The organism is Shinella sp. 1A1 (genome assembly GCF_055379515.1).
This window is the reverse complement of record NZ_AP039672.1, coordinates 1,064,078-1,087,427: the sequence shown is the minus strand read 5'-3', so window position 1 is coordinate 1,087,427 and position 23,350 is coordinate 1,064,078. Positions and strand designations below refer to the sequence as shown.

Sequence of the window (23,350 nt, the reverse complement as noted above, 5' to 3'; positions counted from 1 at the left end):
GTGCCGGGCGGAAACGCCCGGCGAACCCATCGGCGAAGGTAGACGGGCATGCCCGGCTGCCTTCGCACACAAGGAATAGGCCATGAAGCCCCTGCTTCTCATCAATCCCAACACCAATGCCGCCACGACCGAGGAAATGGTGGCGATCGCGCGCAACACCGCGCCTGCCGGTCAGGCGGTGGAGGGCGCGACGGTCCGGCGCGGCGCGCCGCTCATCTATGACGACGCGCTGCTGTCGGTCGGAGCCTCCGCCGTTGTGGAACTGGCCAGAACGCTCGATCTTGCCCGCTATTCCGGCATCATCGTCGCGGCCTTCGGCGACCCGGGCATCGATGCGCTGCGGCGGTTCTCGCCGGTGCCGGTCACCGGCATCGCCGAGGCCGGCATCATCGAGGCGGCCGGTGCCGGACGGCGCTTCTCTATCGTCACCACGACGCCCGACCTCGTCGAAGCGATCGAAAAGCGGGTGGAAGCTTATGGCTTTTCCGCATTCTTCACCGGCGTCCGCCTCACGGAGGGCGACGTCGCCAGCGTGATGAGCGACCCGGTGCGGCTGGAGGGAAGCCTCATGGAGGCCTGCGGCCTTGCGATCTCCGAGGATCGTGCGGAGGCGGTCATCATCGGCGGCGGGCCGCTCGCCGTTCACGCGGTCGCGCTGGGCGCCCGTTTCGAGGTTCCCATCATCGAGCCCGTCCCGGCGGCCATTCGCCTGGCGCTTGCAAGGACCGCCATGGCGGACGCGACGGCCTGAGCCGTGAGGCTTATGGCCGCCCGCCTGACCTTTCCCTACCCGCGGTCGACCAGCACCCGTGTTTCGGGCGAGCGCTGTGGACCATGCCGGCGACTTCTGGCAGGACAGGTATAAACGGATGTTCGCCGCTCCGGCGGACAATGGGAGGCGGATTTCATGACGGGCATCACAATTCTGGACGGCGGCATGAGCCGTGAGCTGGTCCGCCTCGGGGCCGAGCTGCGGCAGCCCGAATGGTCGGCGGTGGCGCTGATGGAAAGCCCGGATATCGTCCGGCAGGTGCATGCGGAATTCATTACCGCCGGGGCGGATGTCGTCACGACGAACAGCTATGCGCTGGTGCCCTTCCATATCGGCGAGGCGCGGTTTCGCGCGGAGGGACGCCGGCTGATCGCGCTGGCCGGCCGGCTGGCGCGGGAAGCGGCGGACGCAGCCGGGGAGCGAAAGGTCAAGGTCGCAGGTTCCTTGCCGCCGATCTTCGGATCCTACGAGCCGCAGCTTTTCCAGCCGGAGCGCGTGCAGGACTATCTCGGCGTCCTGGTCGAGGAGCTCGATCCCTACGTCGATGTCTTCCTCGGCGAGACGCTGAGCCTGATCGCGGAGGCGCAAGCCGTGGAGCGGGCGGTGGCGTCCAGTGGAAAGCCTTTCTGGATCTCCTTCACGCTGCAGGACGAGCCGGGCGCCGAAACGCAGCCGCCCGCGCTGCGCTCCGGCGAGAGCGTGGCGGACGCGGCTCGCTGGATCGCGGCCTCTACGGCTTCGGCGATGCTGTTCAATTGCAGCCGGCCCGAGGTGATGCGGCAGGCGGTCGATGTCGCGGCCGCCATCCTCGCGGAAAGCGGCCGCCCGGTCGAGATCGGCGTCTATGCCAATGCCTTCACCACGGAGGACGAGGGCGCGGCGAACGAGGCGCTGCACGCCATCCGCGACGACCTTTCGGCAGATCGTTACGCCGCCTTCGCCTGCGACTGGGCGGAAAGCGGCGCGACGATGATCGGCGGCTGCTGCGGGGTCGGTGCGTCGCATATCCATAACCTGCGCCGGCGGCTCGGCTGACCGCCGCCGATGAAGGCCGGCTACTCGACGACCTTGATCCGCCCCTTCATGTTGGGGTGGAACCGGCAATAGTAGTCGACGGTGTCTCCGGCGGTTACGACATGCGTCGCTTTCTTGCCGGGCGGGATGGTGACCTCCCAGCCGCCCTTGACGGTGGCGGTGTGGGCGAAGGGATCGTCGTTCGTCCATTCGATGGTCTCGCCCGCCCTGACCTCGATCTCGGCCGGCTGGAACGCGAGATTCCTGATCGCGACATGCACCGTGCCGTCATGAGCGCGGGCGAGCGTGCTGCCGGCAAGCATCGCCGCGCCCGTGGCAAGCACCTGCCTCCGGGTGAGAAGGAAGGTCGTCATTTCAGATTCGCCGCGACATGTTCGGCATGCTGCTCATGGCCCTGGAACAGCTTGAGGCCGGTCTCCAGCAGGCTCTTCAGCTCCGCATTCTGCGCCGAGGGGATGAGCAGCGTCTCCAGCGCGCCGTTCACCTGCTTGTGGTAGGCGACCTCGTTTTCGATATAGGCCTTGTCGAAGGCCTTGCCTTCGAGCTTGCCGAGTTCGGCGCGCTTCTCGTCGGCCGCCTTGACGAGCGCCTTGCTGGTCGCGTTGTCCTCCGGCGTGACCTTGAGCTTCTTGACGAGCGCCAGCGCCATCTCGTTGACGGCCTCGTGGTCCTTCTTCATGGATTCGGCAAAGGCCTTGACCTCGGCGTTCTTGGTCTTCTGGAGGGCAAGCTTGGCGGCCTCGACATCGATGACGCCGGCGCTGTAGGCGATATGGGCGATCTGCGGGTCGGTCGGCTTGTCGGCGGCCAGCGCGAAAGAGGCGGTCAGGGCCATGCAGGTCGCGGCGAGAGTGGAAATCAGGGTTTTCATCGGGCTCTCCTTGGCGCCGCCGGGTGGCCGGCGCCGGTTTTGTTGACGCGGCATTGGATGCCGGCCCCGCTGAGAGGTTCCCGCTATTCCGCAAGCCCGAGTTTCGAGAGAACGGCCTGCGTCAGCCGCTCGCAGCGCACTCCCGCGAAGGGAAAGGCCTCGATGAGGACTGGGCCGATCCGCTCCTCGAGTTGGGTGCGGATGAGCTTGCGAGCGCGGTGCAGGCGGGTCTTGACCGTTGCCGGGGCAAGCTCCAGCAGCGCTGCCGTTTCCTCCACGCTGAGGCCCTCGATGACGCGGGCGACGAAGACGAGGCGGAAGGTCTCGGGAAGCGCGTCGGTTGCCTCCTCGACGAGGTGAAGAAGCTGTCGCTGCGCCATGACGCGCTCCGGATCGGCAATGGAAGAGGCAAGGGGGAAGGGGATGATCTCGGCTTTCGCCAGTTCCGGCGCAGGCGCGACCCGCTTCATCCGCTTCTGCGCGCGAAGCCGCATCAGCGCGGCATTGAGCGCGATGCGCGACAGCCAGGTCGATAGCGAGGCCTCGCCCTGGAAGCGGCCGAGATTGGCGAAGGCGTGAAGATAGGCCTCCTGCAGCACGTCCTCCGCATCGGCATTGTTCCGCAGCACGGCGCGCACGAGCCGGTAGAGCCGCTGGTTATGGGTCCTGATGATGGCACGGACAGCCTGCGCCTCGCCCGCCGTAGCACGCCGGACGAGATCGGCTTCCCCTTCCACGGGGACGGCTATGGGAATGGTCGGCATGGCTGGCATCGGCACGCTCCTTCGAAACGGACATTGGATGCCAGATTTCCGGCGAGGTTCCCGCGGGATGTGATTTTCTGCGGAAAGGTCCTTTGCCCGCCGGTAACCACCCGTATTTTGCGCCGCTGCCGGAAGGATGTCGACGGCCCTTCCTCCGGCACGGGCCTTGAAAATATATCGTATCACGATATAATTATTTTGCATCGAACGGAGGACCATCCGATGGCGACGGATCTGGCAGCATTGAAGAGCGAGCTTCTCGAACTGGATCGGCAGCTTCAGAAGGCGGCGCACCATCCGGCGCATGGCGCCGAGGCGGAGGCCCTGCAATCCGGGCAGCTCGCCGCTCTCAGGCAGCGGCTCGACCAGCGTCTCGCCACGCTGGACGGCAGCGCCTGGCAGGTCCTCCTCCTGGAATGGCGCTACGACTTCGCGCTTCTCTTCGACCAGATCCGCCTCTGGATGGCGCAGGTCGACGCCAGCTTCGACACCGGGCCCGTCCTGAAGAAATGATCTTGAGGGGCAGCCCGGTGCCGAGGTGGCCTTTTCGCTAGCCGGCTTTTCCGGGCGCCGTCTTTCTCGGCCCGAGATAGGGTTTGCGCTCGTTCTCCAGCGTGTTGGCGGCATGGCGCAGCCGCAGCAGATCCTTGCGCGCCACCAACCCCACGAGCCGGCCGCTCTGCGGATCGACCACCGGAATGCGGCCGACATCGGTCGCAAGCATCAGGTCGGCGACATAGCCGATCGTATCCTCCGGATGGGCGACGGGCACCGACGTATCGGAAACCCGCTCGTCGAGGCTCTGGTCGGCGAGTGCCGGGTTCTGCTGCCAGCGCAGCGCATCGCCGCGCGAGACGACGCCCTTCAGCAGGCCGTCCGCGTCGATCACCGGATAGATCCGGTGCGTCTTCTCCGTGGTGGCGAAGAAAGCGGAGGCCTCGCCCACGCGCATCTGCGCGGGAAGCGTATCGACCGCCTCGATCATGATGTCGCGGGCGCGGGCATATTCGAAGGGATCGATGCCGTATTCACGGGTTATATGCTGGCCCCGCCGGGCGATCTTCTCGGTCAGGATGGAACGGCGCAGGAGAAGCACGGTGACGGCATAGGCGGAGATCGTCGCGGCGAGCAGCGGCAGCAGGCTGGAGACGTCGCCGGTGAGTTCGACCGCGAAGAAGGTGCCGGTCAGCGGCGCGCGCATCGTGCCGCCCATCATCGCCGCCATGCCGAGCAGCGCCCAGAAGCCGGGATCGCCGGGAAACACCAGCCCGACCAGCCAGCCGAGCGCCCCGCCGAGAATGAGAAGCGGCGCGAGCACCCCGCCCGACGTGCCCGACGATAGCGAGACCAGCCAGACCGCGGCCTTGACCAGCAGGATCGTCAGCACGGCCTGCGGCAGCATGCGGCTGTTGAGGAGGCCGTCGATGATGTCGTAGCCGACGCCGAGCGCTCGCGGCTCGATCAGGCCGCCGAGGCCGACGGCAAGGCCGCCGATCGCCGGGCACCACATCCAGTGGACCGGCAGTGCCTCGAAGGCGTCCTCGATCCGGTAGAGCAGCATCGTCAGGAGGCCGGACTGCAGGCCGGCGATGAGGCCGGCGACGGCGCAAAGGCCGATGCCCCACCACGGAAGGTCCATGTGGAACTGCCGGGGAAAGAGAGCCCCCGTCTCGAAGAGGAACGGACGCCAGCAGGCCGAGACGCAGGCGGCGATCGCGACGGGAATGAAGCTGCGTGGCTTCCATTCGAAGAGCAGAAGCTCGACGGCGAGCGTCACCGCGGCGATCGGCGAGCCGAAGATGGCGGTCATGCCGGCGGCGGCGCCCGCCACCAGCAGCGTCTTGCGCTCGGCCGCGCTCATGTGGAAGCACTGGGCGAAGAGCGATCCGATCGCCCCGCCCGTCATGATGATCGGCCCCTCGGCGCCGAACGGGCCGCCCGTGCCGATGGAGATCGCCGAGGAGAGCGGCTTCAGGATCGCGACCTTCGGCGACATGCGGCTGCCGCCGATGAGGATCGCCTCGATGGCTTCGGGAATGCCGTGGCCGCGGATCTTCTCCGAGCCGAAGCGGGCCATCAGGCCGATGACGAGGCCGCCGATGGCGGGCGTCAGGACCATCCAGAGCGAGCGCGGGGCCTGTGCTGGAGAGGTCGCCGCAAGGCTGAACTGCCCGAACCAGGCGAGATTGGTGACGAGCGCGATCAGGCTCACCAGGAGCTTGGCGGCGAGCGCGCCGCCGCTGCCGACGATGAGCGCCATGCCTATCAGGGCGAGCACGCGCCGGTCCGTCGTGAAATCGCCGGCCTCGCGCCGGGCTAGGCCGCCCGTGAAGTCGTGCGGGCGGTGATGGGGCTTCGTTTGGGGCATGGCTTTCCCGTCGCTGAAATGGTGAAGGCGGCCGCAGATACATCGTAATACGATATAAATCAACAGGGATTGCCGGCTGGCGAGAAGGTCATTTGGCGCACTAGCCCGCCGGCCCAACCTGCGGTAAGCCGGTGGAGGGATGTTGTTGTGGAAAATGCCGGCGGCGGCCGGAATGCGGAAGCGGGAGCGGAGAATGGCGAAGGACAGGCTGAGCGATGCCGATTACGAAGCGCTCTCGAACCTGCGCTACACGCTGCGCCGCTTCATGGATTTCAGCACCTCGGCGGCGCATCACGAAGGGCTTCCCGCCCAGCAGCATCAGGCGCTCCTGACGATAAGGGGGCACCGCGATGAAGAGCCGATGACCGTCGGCCGGCTTGCCGAGCGGCTGCTGATCGCGCCCCATTCCGCGACGGAACTCGTCGGCCGGCTCGTCGCCGCCGGCTATGTGACGCGGCATTCCGACCCCGCCGACCGCCGCCGCCAGACCCTCGCGTTGACGGACAAGGCCGATGCCATCCTGGAAAGGCTGACCGCCATCCATCTCACGGAAATCCGCGAAATGGCGCCGCGGCTGATCGACATTCTCCGCACGCTCGATGTCGGACGTTAGGGATCGGCCTCATCAAATCCCGGCGATGATTGTCGAAACGATGGGGACGGCAGCAAGTTAATCTGATGCGGGATCGTCGTGATGGGCCGGGCCGGAATGAAGCGGCAAGCGGCGCGCCGGCCTAGGCGATCATCGCCTGGTCGTTTGGAAATGACACCAGCACCGGCGTCGCCTTGATCGCGCTGCGGGTTCGGTTGCGCCCCGCGCTCTTGGCTTCGTAAAGCAGCTTGTCGGCGCGTTCGTAAAGTGCGGCGAAACCTTCGCTGCCAAAGATGTTCGTCACGCCCATGCTGGCAGTCACGGGGCGCCCGAGCCCCGAAACGGCATGAGCGACAATTGCGGGAATTGCCTGGCGGCGAATCTCGGCCTGGGCTTCGGCATCGTCTCCGCGCAAGAGAAGCATGAATTCCTCGCCGCCGAGGCGATAGGCGCGAACGTCGGGACTTGCCTGGAGCGCACTGCCCACAGCCTTGAGCACCTCGTCTCCGACGCCGTGCCCGTTCACATCATTGATCGCCTTGAAATGGTCGAGGTCGATGACAGCCAGCGCGGCGAAGCCTTCGCCTCGAAGCTGCTCGAACTGGCGCTCGATGGCCCGCCGGTTGAACAATCCCGTCAACGCATCCGTTTCGGACAGCCGTTCGAGCAGTTCGGCTTCGTTGCGTGCGCGGTCCCGCTCGCGCTTCATGGTGACGAAGCGTTCCGCCACGCCAAGCGTCGTGAAAAGGACTTCACACGCGCAACCCACATAGAACAGGAACATGGCGTCAGTGCTGTGCAGCCAGGGAACAACACCCGTCACCAAACGGACCAGCCCGACCACGATTATTGGTGTGTAGCCTATCGCCTGATACCTCGCGGCGCGGCTTCCGCGACGCAGAGAATCGATCATGGACAATATGAAGATACCGAGGATCGGCGCAAACGCCGCCGTGTAGGCGCTCGCCTGCATGGGGCGCGCAACGAAGGGAAACGCCGCATGAAACACGCTCAGGAATATCGCCCACACCGCGCAATAGGGTAGGAGACGCCGCAGGAGCGGATGCATCAATCCGGGCTCGATGAAGCTGTGGGTGAACATCGCTCCCGACCCGACCGTCATCCCGAAGATCAATGTCGTCATCCAGCTCAACGTCATCGCCGGAGGATCGAAAAGCACGACTGACAGGCCGGATGAAACCAGAACGGTCATCAGCAGCGAAAGCGTGAGGGCCGAGTGCCAGAGAACGAAAGATTCACGCAGGGCCCGGTAGAACGCTGCATTGAAGATAAGGGGCATGACGAGCATGCCCGCAAGCCCTGCCAGGACCAGCAGGAACCGCATGTCACCCGTGCCGCTGGCCGGATCTGTCGGGGCAAGATAAGCCCCCTCCAGCGTCATCCGATGGCTCGGCAGGTCGATCGCGACGACGACATGCGCGGTCTCGCGCGTCACCTCCGGCAGGAAAGCCTTGAAGTACCCGCCAGCCAGCGAACTGGGCAGGGCGGCGGCGGGAACGGAAGTTTGCCGGACCGCGCCCTCCCGATCGATCGCCAGAAGATGCACCGTCTCAAGTGCACTTCGCCTTGAGAGGAGATATCGGGGAAGGGCATTGTCGGGTGTGATGTCGAAGCGGAGCAGCACGCGCTCGGCATCGATGGAGAATTCCCGGGTGCCGCAGGACCACCGGCTTTCCTGCCGTGCTATCGCGACCACGCCCTCCGACAGATCGCCGGATGCCCAGCAGGAACTGCGAATCTCGGAAGAATCCGCTGCGCTTGCCAATGCAGTGCTGAAATATGTCAGCATCACTAGAAGCAGGAAGGCCACCGGACGTCTGTTTCGAAACCCACTCGAAGTCATGCATCTCCGTTAGGGCAAAAAGCTTTTGATGCCGTTAATCGCTGCGGCCCGGCATGAGGCCGATCTTCCGCTGTCGCGCTGGAGCGATAGCGGCGCGGGTTCGGAAAATCGCCATCTGGCGGTCTTCGGACGCAGGCCGGCAGGCCGGAGGCGCACCGGCTGAAATTCCTATGGAATTCCTATTTTTTCACCTTCCGGTCGCTCTCGAATGCCTATCCGGTTCGGCTGCATATTGAAGCGCGGGAGATCGAAGGATCCCTGCGCCAGGTGACTTCGCGGTGCGCTTTCGAAGAGCGTCCGCGGCTTGTCTGGCCCCCGATAACGGAGTCCAGAGTGATGATGGATGTTCTCCTGACAGGCGCGGTGCTCGCCTTCTTCGCATTCTGTGTTGTCTACACGCGCGCCTGCGAACGGTTGTGAGGGAGGGTGCGATGTCGTTCGATTATGCGTTCGGCGGCGCCGTTGCCGTCTTCCTGACCATTTACCTCGCCTACGCCCTCATTCGCCCGGAACGCTTCTGAACGGAAGCAATGCTGCCGGTAACGAAAGTTTTGCCCATGACCTTCATCGGATGGCTACAGATCCTTCTTTTCTGCGGGATCGTCCTTGCCCTCGTCAAACCGCTCGGCGCCTATATGACGCGCGTCTTTGCCGGGGAGCGTACTTTCCTTTCCCCCGTGCTCGTTCCTGTCGAGCGGGGCCTTTATGCGCTGGCCGGCACCAGCGAGCGCGAGGAGCAGCGCTGGACGGCCTATGCCGTCGCCATGCTGGCCTTCAACCTTGCCGGGCTGCTGCTGCTTTACGCATTGCAGCGCCTGCAGGGCGCGTTGCCGCTCAATCCCGCCGGCATGCCCGACGTCGCGCCGGAGCTCGCTTTCAACACCGCCGTCAGTTTCGTCACCAATACCAACTGGCAGAATTACGGCGGCGAGAGCACCATGTCCTATCTCACCCAGATGGCGGGATTGACGGTGCAGAACTTCGTTTCCGCAGCCACCGGCATGGCGATCGCCGTCGCGCTCATCCGCGCCTTCGCGGGCGCATCCGGCAAGACGATCGGTAATTTCTGGGTCGATATGACCCGCGCCACGCTCTACGTGCTGCTGCCGGTCTGCGTCGTGCTGGCGCTTGCCTATGTGGCGCTCGGCGTGCCGCAGACCTTCGGCCCCTCTGTGGAGGCGACGACGCTGGAAGGCGCAAGGCAGACCATCGCGCTCGGCCCGGTCGCCTCGCAGCTTGCCATCAAGATGCTCGGCACCAACGGGGGCGGCTTCTTCAACGCCAATTCCGCCCATCCCTTCGAGAACCCCGACGTCCTCTCGAACATGCTTCAGATGGTCTCGATCTTCGCGATCGGCGCGGCCTTCACCAACGTATTCGGCCGCATGGTCGGCAACCAGCGCCAGGGCTGGGCGATCCTTGCGGCCATGGGCGTTCTGTTCCTCGCCGGCGTCACGGTTACCTACTGGGCGGAAGCCTCCGGCAACTCGCTCATGCACGCCTTCGGCCTCCAGGGCGGCAATATGGAGGGCAAGGAAGCCCGCTTCGGCATCGCTCTTTCCTCGCTCTTCGCGGTCGTCACCACGGCGGCCTCCTGCGGTGCGGTCAATGCCATGCATGGCAGTTTCACGGCGCTCGGGGGGCTCATTCCGCTCATCAACATGCAGCTCGGCGAGGTTATCGTCGGGGGCGTCGGCGCGGGCTTCTACGGCATCGTCCTCTTCATCGTCGTGGCCGTCTTCGTGGCGGGCCTGATGGTCGGCCGCACGCCGGAATATCTCGGCAAGAAGATCGAGGCGAAGGAGATGAAGATGGCGGTGCTCGCGATCCTCTGCCTGCCGCTTGCCATGCTCGTCTTCACGGCCATCGCCAGCGTGCTGCCCACGGCGGTCGCCTCCGTCGGCACGGCCGGCCCGCACGGCTTCTCCGAGATCCTCTATGCCTATACCTCGGCGGCCGCCAACAACGGCTCGGCCTTCGGCGGCCTGACCGGCAACACGCCCTGGTACAATGTCACGCTGGGCTTCGGCATGCTGATGGGGCGCTTTCTGGTCATCATTCCGGCGCTGGCCATCGCCGGCTCGCTCATCGCCAAGAAGACCGTCCCGGCTTCCGCCGGCACGTTCCCGACGGATGGCCCGCTCTTCGTCGGCCTGCTTGTCGGCACGATCCTTATCGTCGGCGGGCTCACCTTCTTCCCGGCGCTCGCGCTCGGCCCGGTGGTCGAACACCTCGCGATGCTGGCCGGACAGACCTTCTGAGGATTGGCCATGACGCTTCGCACGACAGGTTCCTCTCCTTCGTCCCCCGTTCGCAGGGGGGCGATGCCAGCCCGATGGTGTGCTTCCAACCTCATCCTGGTGATGCTGGTCGCGATGATCGCCATCGTTTCGATCATCGAATTTCTGCGCGGGTGACCGCGTCCGTTTCAACGCTGGAGTCTCGTATGAGCCAGGCAAAATCCGCGAGCATCCTCGATTCTCGCATTCTCGTTCCGGCAATCGGTGCAGCATTCACCAAGCTGAACCCGCGCACGCTCGCCCGCAATCCCGTCATGTTCGTCGTGGCGACCGTCTCGCTGTTGACGTCGCTGCTTTTCCTGCGCGATCTGGCATCCGGTGGCGGCGGCCTCGCCTTTTCCTTCCAGGTCAATCTCTGGCTCTGGTTTACCGTGCTCTTCGCCAATTTCGCCGAAGCGGTCGCCGAAGGCCGGGGCAAGGCACAGGCGGATTCGCTGCGCCGCGCCCGCAGCGAGACCCAGGCCAAGCTGCTCGCGGCAAACGGCTCCGCCGAGTACAGGCTGGTGCCCGGCACCAGTCTCAAGGTCGGCGATATGGTGCTCGTCGAGGCCGGGGATATCATCCCCTCGGACGGCGAAGTCGTCGAGGGGGTCGCCTCGGTGAACGAGGCGGCGATCACGGGCGAATCCGCTCCCGTCATCCGGGAATCGGGCGGAGACCGCTCGGCCGTGACGGGCGGCACGCAGGTCCTCTCCGACTGGATCCGCGTGCGCATCACCGCTGCCGCCGGCTCGACCTTCCTCGATCGCATGATCGCGCTGGTCGAAGGGGCGGAGCGCCAGAAGACGCCGAACGAGATCGCACTCAACATACTGCTTGCCGGCATGACGCTGATCTTCGTTCTGGCGACCGTCACCATCCCGAGCTTCGCCGCCTATGCCGGCGGTTCGATCCCGATCATCGTGCTCGTCGCCCTGTTCGTCACGCTCATTCCGACGACTATCGGCGCGCTGCTTTCCGCCATCGGCATTGCCGGCATGGACCGCCTCGTCCGTTTCAACGTGCTTGCCATGTCGGGCCGGGCGGTGGAGGCGGCGGGCGACGTCGATACGCTGCTGCTCGACAAGACCGGTACCATCACGCTCGGCAATCGTCAGGCGACGGCCTTCAGGCCGGTGCGCGGCGTCACCGAACAGGAGCTTGCCGATGCCGCCCAGCTTGCCTCGCTTGCCGACGAGACGCCGGAGGGCCGCTCCATCGTCGTTCTTGCCAAGGAGAAATACGATATCCGCGGCCGGGACATGGCCGGCCTCAAGGCGAGCTTCGTGCCCTTTACCGCCCAGACCCGCATGAGCGGCGTCGACCTCGAAGGGGCACAGATTCGCAAGGGCGCGGTCGATGCGGTGCTGTCCCATGTCGGCGCCGGCGCATCTTCCGATGCGGTGCGCGAGCTTCAGGCCATCGCCGAGGAGATCGCAAAGGCCGGGGGCACGCCGCTGGCGGTGGCGAGGGAGGACAGGCTGCTCGGCGTCGTCCAGCTCAAGGACATCGTCAAGGGCGGCATTCGCGAGCGTTTCGCGGAATTGCGCCGCATGGGCATCCGCACGGTGATGATCACCGGCGACAACCCGATGACGGCGGCGGCCATTGCGGCGGAAGCCGGCGTCGACGATTTCCTCGCCCAGGCCACGCCGGAGAACAAGCTCCAGCTCATCCGCGAGGAGCAGGCCAGAGGAAAGCTCGTCGCCATGTGCGGCGACGGCACCAACGATGCGCCGGCCCTTGCCCAGGCCGATGTGGGCGTTGCCATGAACACCGGCACGGTCGCCGCCCGCGAGGCCGGCAACATGGTCGATCTCGACAGCGACCCGACAAAGCTCATCGAGATCGTCGAGATCGGCAAGCAATTGCTGATGACCCGCGGCGCGCTGACGACATTCTCCATCGCCAACGACATCGCGAAATATTTCGCGATCATCCCGGCCATGTTCCTCGCCTTCTATCCGCAGCTCGGCGTCTTGAACGTCATGGGCCTGTCGAGCCCGCAATCGGCCATCCTCTCGGCGATCGTCTTCAACGCGCTCATCATCGTCGCGCTGATCCCGCTTTCGCTGAGGGGCGTGAAGTACCGCGCCGTCGGTGCCGGTGCGCTCCTTTCCCGCAACCTGCTGATCTACGGCCTCGGCGGTATCGTCGTGCCCTTCATCGGCATCAAGGCGATCGATGTCGCCATCACCGCCCTCGGCCTTGCCTAAGGAAATCGACCATGTTCAAGCAACTGCGCCCGGCAATCGTCATGATCCTTGCCACCACTGCCATCACCGGCCTTCTCTATCCCGCCGCCATGACCGGCATCGCAAAGGCTGTCTTCCCGCGGCAGGCAAATGGCAGCCTGATCGAGAAGGACGGCCGGGTGATCGGCTCGGCGCTCATCGGACAGGCCTTCACGAGCGACCGGTATTTCCATGGCCGTCCTTCGGCTGCGGGTAATGGCTACGACGCCGCCAGCTCCTCCGGCTCCAATCTCGGCCCGACCAGCGGGAAGCTGATCGACCGGGTGAAGGCCGACTACGATGCGGCCAAAGCCACCGATCCGACAGCGGAGGTGCCGATCGATCTCGTCACCGCCTCGGGCAGCGGTCTCGATCCGCACATCTCGCCGCAAGCCGCTTATTTCCAGGTGGCGCGCGTGGCCAGGGCGAGGGGGCTGGACGAGGCTGCCGTCCGCGCGCTGGTCGACCGGCAGGTCGAGGGTCGCAAGCTCGGCTTTCTGGGGGAACCCGTCGTGAATGTGCTGCGTCTCAACATGGCGCTTGACGGCGCGCCCTCGTAAACTGAAATGAGCTTTCCCGGGCGGCCGGGAACAGTGGATGGATGCTCATGCCGGACGACAATCGCGAGATCGACAGCAGGCCATCGCCGGACGCCCTCCTGGACCGCGCGGAGCGGGAAACGCGCGGGCGGCTCAAGATATTCCTCGGTGCCGCGCCGGGCGTCGGCAAGACCTACGAGATGCTGATGTCCGGCCGGGCGCGGCAGGCAGACGGCGTCGATGTCGTCATCGGCGTCGTCGAGACGCACGGCCGCGCGGAAACGGCTGCACTCGTCGAGGGCTTCGAGGTCGTCGCCCGGCGGAAGATCGAATATCGCGGGCAGCAGCTCGAGGAGATGGACCTCGACGCGATCCTTGAGCGCCGGCCGGCGCTCGTCCTCGTCGACGAGCTTGCGCATACCAATGTCGCCGGCGCCCGCCATCCCAAGCGCTACCTCGACGTCGAGGAAATCCTCTCGCGCGGCATCGACGTCTATTCGACGCTCAACATCCAGCATGTGGAGAGCCTCAACGACGTGGTGGCGCAGATCACGCGCATCAGGGTGCGTGAGACCGTGCCCGATTCCATCATCGACCGTGCCGACGACATCGAGATCATCGACATAACGCCCGACGACCTGATCAAGCGGCTGGCGGACGGCAAGGTCTATGTGCCGAAGACGGCGAAGCGGGCCATCGAGAACTATTTCTCGCCCGGCAACCTGACGGCGCTGCGGGAACTCGCATTGCGGCGCACCGCGCAGCGGGTCGACGACCAGTTGCTCAACCACATGCAGGCGCATGCCATTTCCGGCCCGTGGGCAGCCGGAGAACGCCTGCTGGTCTGCATAGACCATGGTTCGAAAGGCGCCAGTCTCGTGCGTTACGCGCGGCGCCAGGCCGATCGGCTGCGGGCGCCCTGGGCAGCGCTGCACCTCGAAACACCGCAGTCGGCAGGCCTTTCGGAAGAGGACAAGGACAGGCTCGCCGCCAATATGCGCCTTGCCGAGCAGCTGGGCGCCGAGACGGTGACGCTCCCGGCGCTCGCCCCCTCGCGCGAGATCATCGCCTATGCGAATGCCAACAACTTCACCCACATCGTCGTCGGCCGCCCGGAGCGGTCCGGCTGGCGACGGTTCTGGCAGGGCAACGTCACCTACGACCTGATCCGTCATGCCGGCGATATCAGCGTGCACGTCATCTCCGGTGATGCGAGGGCGGAAGAACCGCGGCGGGGCGTGAAGAGCGCCGAGGCGCTGCAGCCGTTCCGTATCAGGCCGTACCTGCTCAGCGTGGTCTTCGTGGCGCTGGCGATCCTCGCCGGGGTCGCGCTCAGCCAGACGCTCGACGTCCAGAACCTGGCGCTGGTCTTCCTGATGGCGGTGCTCGCGGCCTCCGTGCGCGGCGGCCTCGGCGCCGGCCTGTTCGCCTCGATACTCGGCGCGCTCGCCTTCAATTTCTTCTTCCTGGAGCCGCGATATACCTTCACGGTCCGCGATCCCGAAAGCCTCGTCGCGCTGTTCTTCTATTTCGGTGTCGCGCTCGTCGCTTCCAATCTCACCGCGGCCGTCCACCGGCAGGCGGCCGCTGCCCGCCAGCGGGCGCGCATGACGGAAGACCTCTACCTCTTCTCCAGGAAGCTCGCCGGCACCGGCACGCTGGACGATGTGCTGTGGGCGACCGCCTTCCAGATAGCGTCCATGCTCAAGGTAAGGGTCGTCATCCTGCTGCCGGAGGCGGGAGTGGTCGCCGTCAAGGCCGGCTATCCGCCCGACGACACGCTTGTCGATGCCGATATCGCCGCGGCCAAATGGGCCTGGGAGCACAATCGTCCGGCCGGCCGCGGTGCCGACACGCTGCCGGGCGCGCGGCGGCTTTACCTTCCCATGCGCACCGGCCGCGAGGCGGTCGGCGTCATCGGTCTCGACGACGACCGGCAGGGGCCGCTCCTGGCGCCCGAGCAACGCCGTCTTTTCGATGCGCTTTCGGATCAGGCGGCGCTCGCCATCGAGCGCGTGCAGCTGGTCTCCGATGTCGACGGCGCCCGGCTTGCCGCGGAGACGGACAAGCTCCGCGCGGCGCTGCTGACCTCCATCTCCCACGACCTGAAGACGCCGCTTGCCGCCATCATGGGTTCGGCCGACATGTTGAAGGATCTCGGCGCCCGGCTTGACGAGGAGACGCGGCGCGAGCTGTTGTCCACCGTCATCGACGAATCCGAGCGGCTGAACCGCTTCATCGCCAACCTGCTCGACATGACGCGCATCGGCGCAGGCGCGATGGAGCCGAACTATGCATGGCACTTCGCGGGCGATATCGTCGGCTCGGCGCTCGCACGGGCGGCGAAGATCGTTTCGCATCACAGGGTCGAGGTGCATATTCCCGAGACCTTGCCGATGCTGAGGGTGGATCCGGTGCTTTTCGAGCAGGTGCTGTTCAATCTCATCGACAACGCCGCCAAATACGCGCCGGACGGCACATCGATCGAAATCGACGGCCGACAGGACGGGAATACGATCATGCTGAGCATCAAGGATGAAGGTCCCGGCATTCCTTCCGGCGATATCGAGCGCGTCTTCGATAGCTTCTACCGGGTGCGCAAGGCAGATCAGGTGCGCGCCGGCACGGGGCTCGGGCTCTCCATCTGCCGCGGCTTCGTGGAGGCGATGGGCGGCACGATCACCGCGGCGAACCGCACCGATCGCTCCGGCGCGGTCTTCACGATCCGCATGCCGGCCATGGCCGGGATGTCCATGCCGGGAGAAGACGAATGACCGGCGCGGGTGTCCGAATCCTGGTCGTCGACGACGAGCCGCCCATCCGCAAGCTACTGCGCGTCGGGCTTTCCGCGCAGGGCTATGTCGTGGTCGAGGCGATGAATGCCAGGGTGGCGACGGAACTGGTTAAGTCGGAAAGGCCCGATTTCATCGTGCTCGATCTCGGCCTGCCCGACATGCCGGGGCATGACCTTCTGGCCAGATGGCGCGGCGAGGGGGTGGACCTGCCGATCATCATCCTGTCGAGCCGCACCGACGAGGCCGGCATCGTGAAGGCGCTGGAACTCGGCGCGGACGACTATGTCGCCAAGCCCTTCGGCATGAACGAGCTGGTTGCGCGAATTCGCGTCGCTCTGCGCCATCGGCTGCAAAGCCACGGGGAAAAGCCGGTCTTCCAGGTCGGCGATCTCTCGGTCGATCTCGTCAAGCGCATCGTCAAGGTGGCCGGGGAGGAGATAAAGCTTTCGCCGAAGGAATACGACATCCTGCGCATCCTCGTGCAGCATGCCGGCAAGGTGCTGACCCATCGCTTCCTGCTCGAACAGGTCTGGGACGGCCAGACCGACGTACAGTATCTGCGCGTCTATGTCCGCCAGATCCGGCAGAAGATCGAGCGCATGCCGGATCAGCCGCGATATATCCTCACGGAAACCGGCGTCGGCTACAGGCTTGCCGACGAGGGCTGACGCATCCTGCGCTGTTCAGGGAAGTATCCCCCGTCCTCACGATTTTCGCATCCGGGGATGTCGCCGTGCCCGTGAGGCGCGCAGGCTTCATTCCCTGGCGACAAACTCCCGCCGCACGATGCCGTGGCGCTGGAGCTTGTCGTAGAAGGTCTTGCGGGGAATGCCGAGCGCCACGAGCGTCTGCTGCACGTTGCCGCCGTGAGCGGAAAGCGCATCGCGGATAATCTCGGCTTCCAGCCTGTCCAGTTGCTCGGGAAGCGAGCCAGCGCCCGTTGCTTGCGAGGCGGCGGCGGCCGTGGCCACAGGCGACACCATGCCGAGGACGGCGCGTTCGGCGAAATGCGAGAGTTCGCGCACATTGCCCGGCCAGTCATGCTCGCGCAGGTGCCGCAGGATATCGCCGGAAAGGGCCGGTGCCGCGCGCTGGAACCGTTGCGCCGCGCGCTCGGCGAAGTAGCTGAAGAGAAGCGGGATGTCTTCCCGCCTCTCGCGCAGCGGCGGGATCAGGATCGAGACGACGTTCAGGCGATAATAGAGGTCTTCCCGGAATGCCTTGCGCTGCCCGGGATCGGAAAGATCGACCTTGGCGGCTGCGACGATGCGGATATCGACGGGGCGCACCTCGTTGGTGCCCAGCGGCGTTACCTCCCGCATTTCCAGTACGCGCAGCATCTGGATCTGGGTGGAGAGCGGCATGCTCTCCAGTTCGTCGAGGAAGAGCGTGCCGCCGCTTGAATGCTCGATGCGGCCGATGCGCTTTTTCTGCGCGCCGGTGAAGGCGCCGGGTTCGTGGCCGAAGAGTTCGCTCTCGATGACCTGCTCGGGCAAGGCGCCGCAATTGAGCGCCACGAAATTGCCCTTCGCACGCCGGCTCCAGCCGTGCAGCAGGCGCGCCACGACTTCCTTGCCGCTGCCGGTCTCGCCCGTCACCAGCACGTCGACGTCGGTATCGGCGATCTGGCGAAGTGTCTGGCGCAGGCGCTCCATGACGGGCGTCTGGCCGATCAGCGGGATGTCGTCCTCCGCCTGCCGCGCCGCCTCGCGAAGGCGGCGGTTTTCGAGGATGAGGCTGCGTCTTTCCACGGCGCGGCGCACGCACTGGATAAGGCGCTCCGCCGGAAAGGGCTTGGCGATGAAATCGTAGACGCCGTCCTGGATGGCCTTGACGGCGGTGGGGATGTCGCCGTGGCCGGTGATGAGGATGACGGGGATCTCCGCGTCGAGGGCGCGGATGCGCTCGTAAAGCTGGAGGCCGTCCATGCCTGGCATGCGGATATCCGAGACGACGATGCCCGCGAAATTCAGGTCGAGCTGTGGCAGTGCTTCTGCGGCGGATGCAAAGGGCGTGACGGAGAAGTCGGCAAGCTCCAGCGTCTGCGCGGTGGCGCGCAGCAATTGCCGGTCGTCATCGATGAGGAGGACGGGCGCGTTCATGTTCCAGCCTTTCTGAGATGGACGCGGAACGTGGCGCCGGACGCATTCGTCTCGACCTCGATCCGTCCGCCATAGTCCGAGACGATATCCTTGGCGATGACGAGACCCAATCCGAGCCCCTTTTCCTTCGATGTGTTGAAGGGCTCGAACAGTTGGGCGAGGATCGCCTCCGGAAGGCCGGGACCATTGTCGGAGACATCGAGGACGATGTCGCGTTCGCTTACGGCGACGGTGACATCGACCCGGCCGTCGTCCTGCGCCTCGACGGCCTCCAGCGCGTTCTGGAAGAGGTTGATCAGCACCTGCTCGAGCCGGAGCCGGTTGCCGCGAACCGTAAGGTTCGCCGGCAGCGGCGCGATCCTCAGCCGCTCCAGCCTGCCGGTGAAGCGGCTGCGCAGCAGCAGGACCGCGCCATCGATGACACCCCGCAAGGCGACGGGTTCCTCGGCGGTGCGGCCCTTGCGGGCGAGCGCCTTGAGGTCTTCCGTAATGGTGGCGATCCGCTCCGTCAGGCCGGCGATATGGTCCAGGTTTTCCAGTACGGGTTCGGACCTGCCACGGCCGAGAAACACCTTGGCATTGTCGGCATAGGCGCGGATGGTGGCGAGCGGCTGGTTGATTTCATGGGCGACGCCCGCCGCGACCTGCCCGAGAATGGCAAGGCGGTTCGCCTGCACCAGATCCTGCTGGGTGGCCTGCAGTTTCGTCTCGGTCATGCGATGGTCGGCGATCTCGGCTTCGAGATGGTCGCGCGCGCGGCTGAGATCGCTGGTGCGTTCGATTACGCGACGCTCCAGCTCTTCACGCGCTGCCTGTTCGCGTGCGGCATTGGCGCGTGCGACCTGCCGCCGGCGCAGCCAGAGGGCGGCGAGAAAAGCACCCGCCCCGAGAAGCAGGAGGGTCAGGAGCCGGGCTTCACGCATGCCGGCCGCAACCGCCCGGCCCGCCGGCACGAGATATTCGAATTGCCATGGCGTCGAAGCGACAGGCGCCGTGATACGCAGGTAGGTCTCCGCGCCGCCGCCCGGCAGGAGGGCGCGTACCAGATTGCCCTCCGCCCGCCTCTCGAAGGGAAGGGGCAGAAGCGGGGCCGCGCCGAACTGCAGGCTTTCCCGGATGGCGGCAAGGCTCTCGGCCGGCAGCGGCTCCGTGCTCATGAAGCGCCAGGACGGGATGCTGGTAATCAGTACGATATGATGGGCGTCGACGACATAGGAGGGACGCTGTGTCTCGCGCCAGTCCTTTTCGAGCTGGTCGAACTCCATCTTGACCACGACGACGCCGAGCGGAGCGTCGACCGGGCCGATGCGATGCGAGATGTAAAGGCCCGGCCTCTTGCTGACCGAGCCGAGCGCGAAATGTTCGGCCGTGCCCTGCTGCATGGCGCGGGAGAAATAGGCGCGGAACGTGTAGTCGTTTCCCACGAAACTCGTCGGTTCCCGCCAGTTGCTCGCGGAGATCGCGATGCCGCTGGTGTCGATGACGTAGATCACCGCCGCACTCGTGCCGGCGACGAGTTCCTCCAGCTTCCGGTCGAGAAACCGGCGCTTGGCCTGTGCGTTATCCGTCAAGGCGTCGGTGACGTCCCGGTCACGCGACAGCAGGAAGGGCAGGGCGCGCGGGCGTTCCAGCACGGCGCGCAGCAAGGCGACCTTGAGGTTGGCTTCCGTCCTTCCCTGTTCCTCCAGCATGGAAAGGGCGGAGGACCGTCCGTAGACGCCGGCCGCATGGAGCGCCCCGAGCGAGAGGGCGAGGAGCAGCACGGTGAAGACAAGCCACTGCCGCCGCGTCGAGCGGGAAAGATCGGCGGCGGTGCGGTTGGCCGTGACATCCATCGTCAAATTTGAGCATGAAATCGCACGACATTCAATCGAGCCTGTGCGGATAGTCGCACAAATACGTCTCGGTCCTCTCGGTGCAAAAGAAATAGATCAATAATAATCGCCGCTTAGTCGCTTTCACGCGACTTGGCACACACCTTGCTGATCTAGCCGGCAGTTACAGCAAGCCACCCCGGGAAGAGCCGTTTCATCGGTGGGGGTGCGAAAGGAGGAAGCCGTGCATATCTCGTCTGCCGTCACCGAAACGCGTGACCCCAAACCGTTCTACACCCATCTGTATTTCCAGGTGATCGTCGCCATCATCGCGGGCATGCTCGTCGGCCATTTCTATCCCGATTTCGGCGCCGGCCTGAAGCCGCTCGGAGATGCCTTCATCAAGCTGGTCAAGATGATCATCGCGCCGGTGATCTTCCTGACTGTCGCCACCGGCATTGCCGGTATGTCGGACCTTAAGAAGGTCGGCCGTGTCGCCGGCAAGGCGATGATCTACTTCCTGACCTTCTCGACCCTGGCGCTTGCCGTCGGCATGGTCGTCGCCAATGTCGTGCAGCCGGGCGCCGGCATGCATATCGCGCCGGCCTCGCTCGATGCCAATGCGGTCGCGACCTATGCCACCAAGGCGCATGAATCGACCATTACCGGTTTCCTGATGAACATCATCCCGCAGACCATCGTCGGCGCCTTTTCCGATGGGGATATCCTGCAGGTGCTGTTCTTCTCGGTTCTGTTCGGTATCGCGCTCGGCATGGTCGGCGAACAGGGCAAGCCCGTCGTCGATTTCCTGCAGTCCCTGACCTCGCCGATCTTCCGCCTTGTCGCCCTCCTGATGAAGGCCGCGCCCATCGGCGCCTTCGGCGCCATGGCCTTCACCATCGGCAAGTACGGCATCGGCTCGGTTGCCAACCTCGCCTTCCTGATCGCCACCTTCTACATCACCGCGTTCCTCTTCGTTTTCGTGGTGCTGGGAGCGGTCGCCAGGTACAACGGCTTCTCCATCCTGGCGCTCATCCGCTACATCAAGGAAGAGCTGCTGCTCGTTCTCGGCACCTCGTCGTCGGAAGCGGCGCTGCCGGGCCTGATGCAGAAGATGGAAAAGGCCGGCTGCAAGCGCTCGGTCGTCGGCCTTGTCATTCCGACGGGGTATTCGTTCAATCTCGACGGCACCAACATCTACATGACGCTTGCCGCGCTCTTCATCGCCCAGGCCATGGATATCTCGCTGCCGATCGGCGACCAGATCCTCCTCCTGCTCGTGGCCATGTTGAGCTCGAAGGGGGCTGCGGGCATCACGGGCGCAGGCTTCATCACGTTGGCCGCGACGCTTTCGGTCGTGCCCTCCGTGCCGGTCGCCGGCATGGCGCTGATCCTCGGCATCGACCGCTTCATGTCCGAATGCCGCGCGCTGACCAACTTCGTCGGCAATGCCGTCGCGACGATCGTCGTCGCGCGCTGGGAAAACGAGCTGGATGTCGAAAAGCTCAATGCGGCGCTGGAGGGCGGCGCCACCGGAACGCTGGCCGAAGTGCCCGCCCTGTCGCCGGCGCAATAAGGCTGGAAGCAGGATTATCCCGAAATTATGCAGATATACGGGCATCCGGTGAAGGCTGGATGCCCGTACCGTTTTCAGGCGCCGTCGAAACGGTGTTGGCCCATGGCCATGTGCTGGTTCGAGTGATCCGCATGTCAGATCGGAATTGAATAACCTGGAGTTTACTCACCGGAACAGATGGGTAGTTCGAGAAAACCGCATGCTTTTGAACATATTTTTCTAACTTCTTAATTGCCCGTTATCGCTTTGGCCCGATGTTGTTTCGATCTGGACCGAGGGGGCAACATGCGTTGGTTCTCAGCGTTTGCACGCAGCAAATCTGGCAATTTCGGGATGCTTGCAGCCTTGGTCAGCGTGCCGTTTTTCGGCGCCGCCGGCGCTGCGATCGACTTCAGCCAGGCCGTCTTCATTCGGTCGCAACTTTTCGATGCTGCCGACGCCGCCGCCCTGGCGGCGATTACTGAAAAATCGCAAGGGGTTGCCGAAGCGGTCAAGATGGGTGCCGATGGCGAGGTCAAGATCGCTGCGGAGGATGGCCGTCTGTTCTTCCTGGCGCAGCGCCCCAATGCGTTGACGGACGTGACCCTGTCCGTCGACATGTCGGTCTTCAAGAAGGGCAGCAACCTGAACTCCCGCGTCGACTTCACGGCGGAGATTCCAACGACCTTCATGCGGATCCTGGGGAAAAATTCGATCACCGTCTCGGGAACAGCGACGGCCACCTACCAGACGGACAGCTTTATCGACTTCTTCATGCTGCTCGACAACACGCCCTCCATGGGAGTGGGCGCAACTCCGGCAGACGTGACCAAGCTCGTCAACGCCACCTCGGACAAATGCGCCTTCGCCTGCCATATCGTCAACAACGGCGTCAGCGATAAAAACAGCTATTACAATCTTGCGCGCAAGATCGGCGCGACGATACGCATCGACGTCGTCGCGAAGGCGACCGCCGCCCTGATGGACGAGGCTGTCAGTACGCAGAAATATTCCGGCCAGTTCCGCATTGCCGCCTATACGTTCGGTGAAGCGGCGACGGACGTGAAGCTTTACACGGTCTCGAAACTGACTGCGGATCTTTCCGCGATCAAGAAGGCGGCCGAGAACATCAAGCTGATGAGCATACCTTATCAGGGCTACGACAACGACCAGCAGACGAGCTTCGATGACGCCCTGACCAAGATCAATGCCGAGATCGACCAGCCTGGCGACGGCACCACCATGACGAATCGTGAGAAGATCGTCTTCTTCGTCGCAGACGGCGTGGGCGATAGCAACAAACCGAAGGGCTGCACGAAGAAGCTCACCGGCAATCGCTGTCAGGAGCCTATCGATGTCAAGTATTGCAAGGCCTTGAAGGATCGCGGCATCCGGGTGGCTGTCCTCTATACGACCTATCTCCCCCTGCCGACGAACGATTGGTACAATTCCTGGATCAAGCCCTTCCAGAGCGAGATCGGCGGCAAGATGAAGGAATGCGCAAGCGACGACCTTTATTTTGAAGTCAGCCCCACGGAGGGCATCGAGGCAGCCATGAAAGCCCTTTTCATCAAGGCTGTGAAAAGCCCTCGCGTCACGAGTTGATGAGGACGGCGGATTTCCCGCAGCCGCTTACTCGCCAAACCCGATGGATCGCGTCCGGTGAATCTCCCTGGCCAGGCGCCTTGCGCAAACGCTCCATGATCATGCCCAAACGGCAAAAACGGGCGTTTCCGTTTTCGTCGATTGCCTGAACGACATCGTCA

Annotated in this window: 20 protein-coding genes; 13 read left to right on the top strand and 7 right to left on the bottom strand. The window is 64.7% G+C overall.

Annotated features, from left to right (window positions below; translation table 11 throughout):
• The first annotated feature begins 82 nt into the window (after positions 1-82).
• Entirely contained in the window at positions 83-751 is a 669-nt protein-coding gene (locus tag ACZ48C_RS21810) for an aspartate/glutamate racemase family protein (RefSeq protein WP_464782941.1), read from the top strand.
• A gap of 156 nt (positions 752-907) precedes the next feature.
• A complete protein-coding gene (locus tag ACZ48C_RS21805) occupies positions 908-1,807 on the top strand; it encodes a homocysteine S-methyltransferase family protein (protein WP_464782940.1) in 900 nt (299 codons plus the stop codon).
• A gap of 20 nt (positions 1,808-1,827) precedes the next feature.
• Here ACZ48C_RS21805 and ACZ48C_RS21800 read toward each other — a convergent pair whose 3' ends face one another.
• The 3 genes from ACZ48C_RS21800 to ACZ48C_RS21790 form a co-directional block, all read right to left on the bottom strand.
• Positions 1,828-2,160 carry a cupredoxin domain-containing protein gene (locus ACZ48C_RS21800; protein ID WP_464782939.1) on the bottom strand — a complete coding sequence of 111 codons (333 nt, stop codon included), beginning with the start codon at positions 2,158-2,160 and terminating at the stop codon, positions 1,828-1,830.
• Complete coding sequence (locus tag ACZ48C_RS21795) at positions 2,157-2,678, bottom strand: DUF4142 domain-containing protein (RefSeq protein ID WP_464782938.1); 522 nt, start codon at positions 2,676-2,678, stop codon at positions 2,157-2,159. Before ACZ48C_RS21795 ends, ACZ48C_RS21800 begins: the two co-directional genes overlap by 4 nt.
• Positions 2,679-2,761: 83 nt before the next feature.
• Entirely contained in the window at positions 2,762-3,451 is a 690-nt protein-coding gene (locus ACZ48C_RS21790) for an RNA polymerase sigma factor (protein ID WP_464782937.1), read from the bottom strand.
• A 213-nt stretch (positions 3,452-3,664) separates the two neighbouring features.
• On the opposite strand from ACZ48C_RS21790, the gene ACZ48C_RS21785 reads away from it, so the two are divergent.
• Complete coding sequence (locus ACZ48C_RS21785) at positions 3,665-3,955, top strand: hypothetical protein (RefSeq protein WP_245424742.1); 291 nt, start codon at positions 3,665-3,667, stop codon at positions 3,953-3,955.
• Positions 3,956-3,992: 37 nt separating this feature from the next.
• Here the strand turns inward: ACZ48C_RS21785 and ACZ48C_RS21780 are convergent, their stop codons facing one another.
• On the bottom strand, positions 3,993-5,810 hold the full coding sequence (locus tag ACZ48C_RS21780) for a chloride channel protein (protein WP_464782936.1): 1,818 nt from the start codon (positions 5,808-5,810) through the stop codon (positions 3,993-3,995).
• Positions 5,811-6,003: 193 nt separating this feature from the next.
• Here ACZ48C_RS21780 and ACZ48C_RS21775 point away from each other — a divergent pair, with 193 nt between their 5' ends.
• A complete protein-coding gene (locus ACZ48C_RS21775) occupies positions 6,004-6,423 on the top strand; it encodes a MarR family winged helix-turn-helix transcriptional regulator (RefSeq protein WP_318912892.1) in 420 nt (139 codons plus the stop codon).
• Between the two features lie 121 nt (positions 6,424-6,544).
• On the opposite strand, the gene ACZ48C_RS21770 is transcribed toward ACZ48C_RS21775, so the two are convergent.
• A complete protein-coding gene (locus tag ACZ48C_RS21770; RefSeq protein ID WP_464782935.1) occupies positions 6,545-8,233 on the bottom strand; it encodes a sensor domain-containing diguanylate cyclase in 1,689 nt (562 codons plus the stop codon).
• A 464-nt stretch (positions 8,234-8,697) separates the two neighbouring features.
• Between ACZ48C_RS21770 and kdpF the strand changes: the two genes are divergently transcribed.
• Genes kdpF through ACZ48C_RS21735 form a run of 7 tightly spaced genes read left to right on the top strand, consistent with a single transcriptional unit; the run spans position 8,698 to position 16,781 of the window.
• Positions 8,698-8,787: a K(+)-transporting ATPase subunit F gene (gene kdpF / locus ACZ48C_RS21765; RefSeq protein WP_119255110.1), complete on the top strand. Its 90-nt coding sequence runs from the start codon at positions 8,698-8,700 to the stop codon at positions 8,785-8,787.
• Positions 8,788-8,823: 36 nt separating this feature from the next.
• On the top strand, positions 8,824-10,527 hold the full coding sequence (kdpA, locus tag ACZ48C_RS21760; protein ID WP_464782934.1) for a potassium-transporting ATPase subunit KdpA: 1,704 nt from the start codon (positions 8,824-8,826) through the stop codon (positions 10,525-10,527).
• A gap of 9 nt (positions 10,528-10,536) precedes the next feature.
• The gene (locus ACZ48C_RS21755; RefSeq protein WP_162911249.1) at positions 10,537-10,683 is read left to right on the top strand and encodes a hypothetical protein; all 147 of its coding nucleotides are present in this window, start codon (positions 10,537-10,539) and stop codon (positions 10,681-10,683) included.
• A 29-nt stretch (positions 10,684-10,712) separates the two neighbouring features.
• Entirely contained in the window at positions 10,713-12,761 is a 2,049-nt protein-coding gene (gene kdpB, locus ACZ48C_RS21750) for a potassium-transporting ATPase subunit KdpB (RefSeq protein ID WP_424549056.1), read from the top strand.
• A gap of 11 nt (positions 12,762-12,772) precedes the next feature.
• Entirely contained in the window at positions 12,773-13,339 is a 567-nt protein-coding gene (kdpC, locus tag ACZ48C_RS21745) for a potassium-transporting ATPase subunit KdpC (protein ID WP_464782933.1), read from the top strand.
• A gap of 47 nt (positions 13,340-13,386) precedes the next feature.
• Positions 13,387-16,092, top strand: coding sequence for a DUF4118 domain-containing protein (locus ACZ48C_RS21740; protein ID WP_464782932.1), 2,706 nt, complete (start codon positions 13,387-13,389; stop codon positions 16,090-16,092).
• Positions 16,089-16,781, top strand: a complete 693-nt coding sequence (locus tag ACZ48C_RS21735) for a response regulator transcription factor (protein WP_424549059.1) — start codon at positions 16,089-16,091, stop codon at positions 16,779-16,781. The genes ACZ48C_RS21740 and ACZ48C_RS21735 overlap by 4 nt, the downstream gene beginning before the upstream one ends.
• Positions 16,782-16,868: 87 nt before the next feature.
• Here the strand turns inward: ACZ48C_RS21735 and ACZ48C_RS21730 are convergent, their stop codons facing one another.
• Together ACZ48C_RS21730 and ACZ48C_RS21725 are read right to left on the bottom strand one after the other, a co-directional pair.
• Positions 16,869-18,215 carry a sigma-54-dependent transcriptional regulator gene (locus ACZ48C_RS21730; RefSeq protein ID WP_464782931.1) on the bottom strand — a complete coding sequence of 449 codons (1,347 nt, stop codon included), beginning with the start codon at positions 18,213-18,215 and terminating at the stop codon, positions 16,869-16,871.
• Positions 18,212-20,050, bottom strand: coding sequence for a sensor histidine kinase (locus tag ACZ48C_RS21725; protein WP_464782930.1), 1,839 nt, complete (start codon positions 20,048-20,050; stop codon positions 18,212-18,214). Before ACZ48C_RS21725 ends, ACZ48C_RS21730 begins: the two co-directional genes overlap by 4 nt.
• A 223-nt stretch (positions 20,051-20,273) precedes the next feature.
• On the opposite strand from ACZ48C_RS21725, the gene ACZ48C_RS21720 reads away from it, so the two are divergent.
• Complete coding sequence (locus tag ACZ48C_RS21720; RefSeq protein WP_413251171.1) at positions 20,274-21,605, top strand: dicarboxylate/amino acid:cation symporter; 1,332 nt, start codon at positions 20,274-20,276, stop codon at positions 21,603-21,605.
• A gap of 285 nt (positions 21,606-21,890) precedes the next feature.
• A complete protein-coding gene (locus ACZ48C_RS21715) occupies positions 21,891-23,189 on the top strand; it encodes a TadE/TadG family type IV pilus assembly protein (RefSeq protein WP_119255103.1) in 1,299 nt (432 codons plus the stop codon).
• Positions 23,190-23,350: the final 161 nt, after the last annotated feature.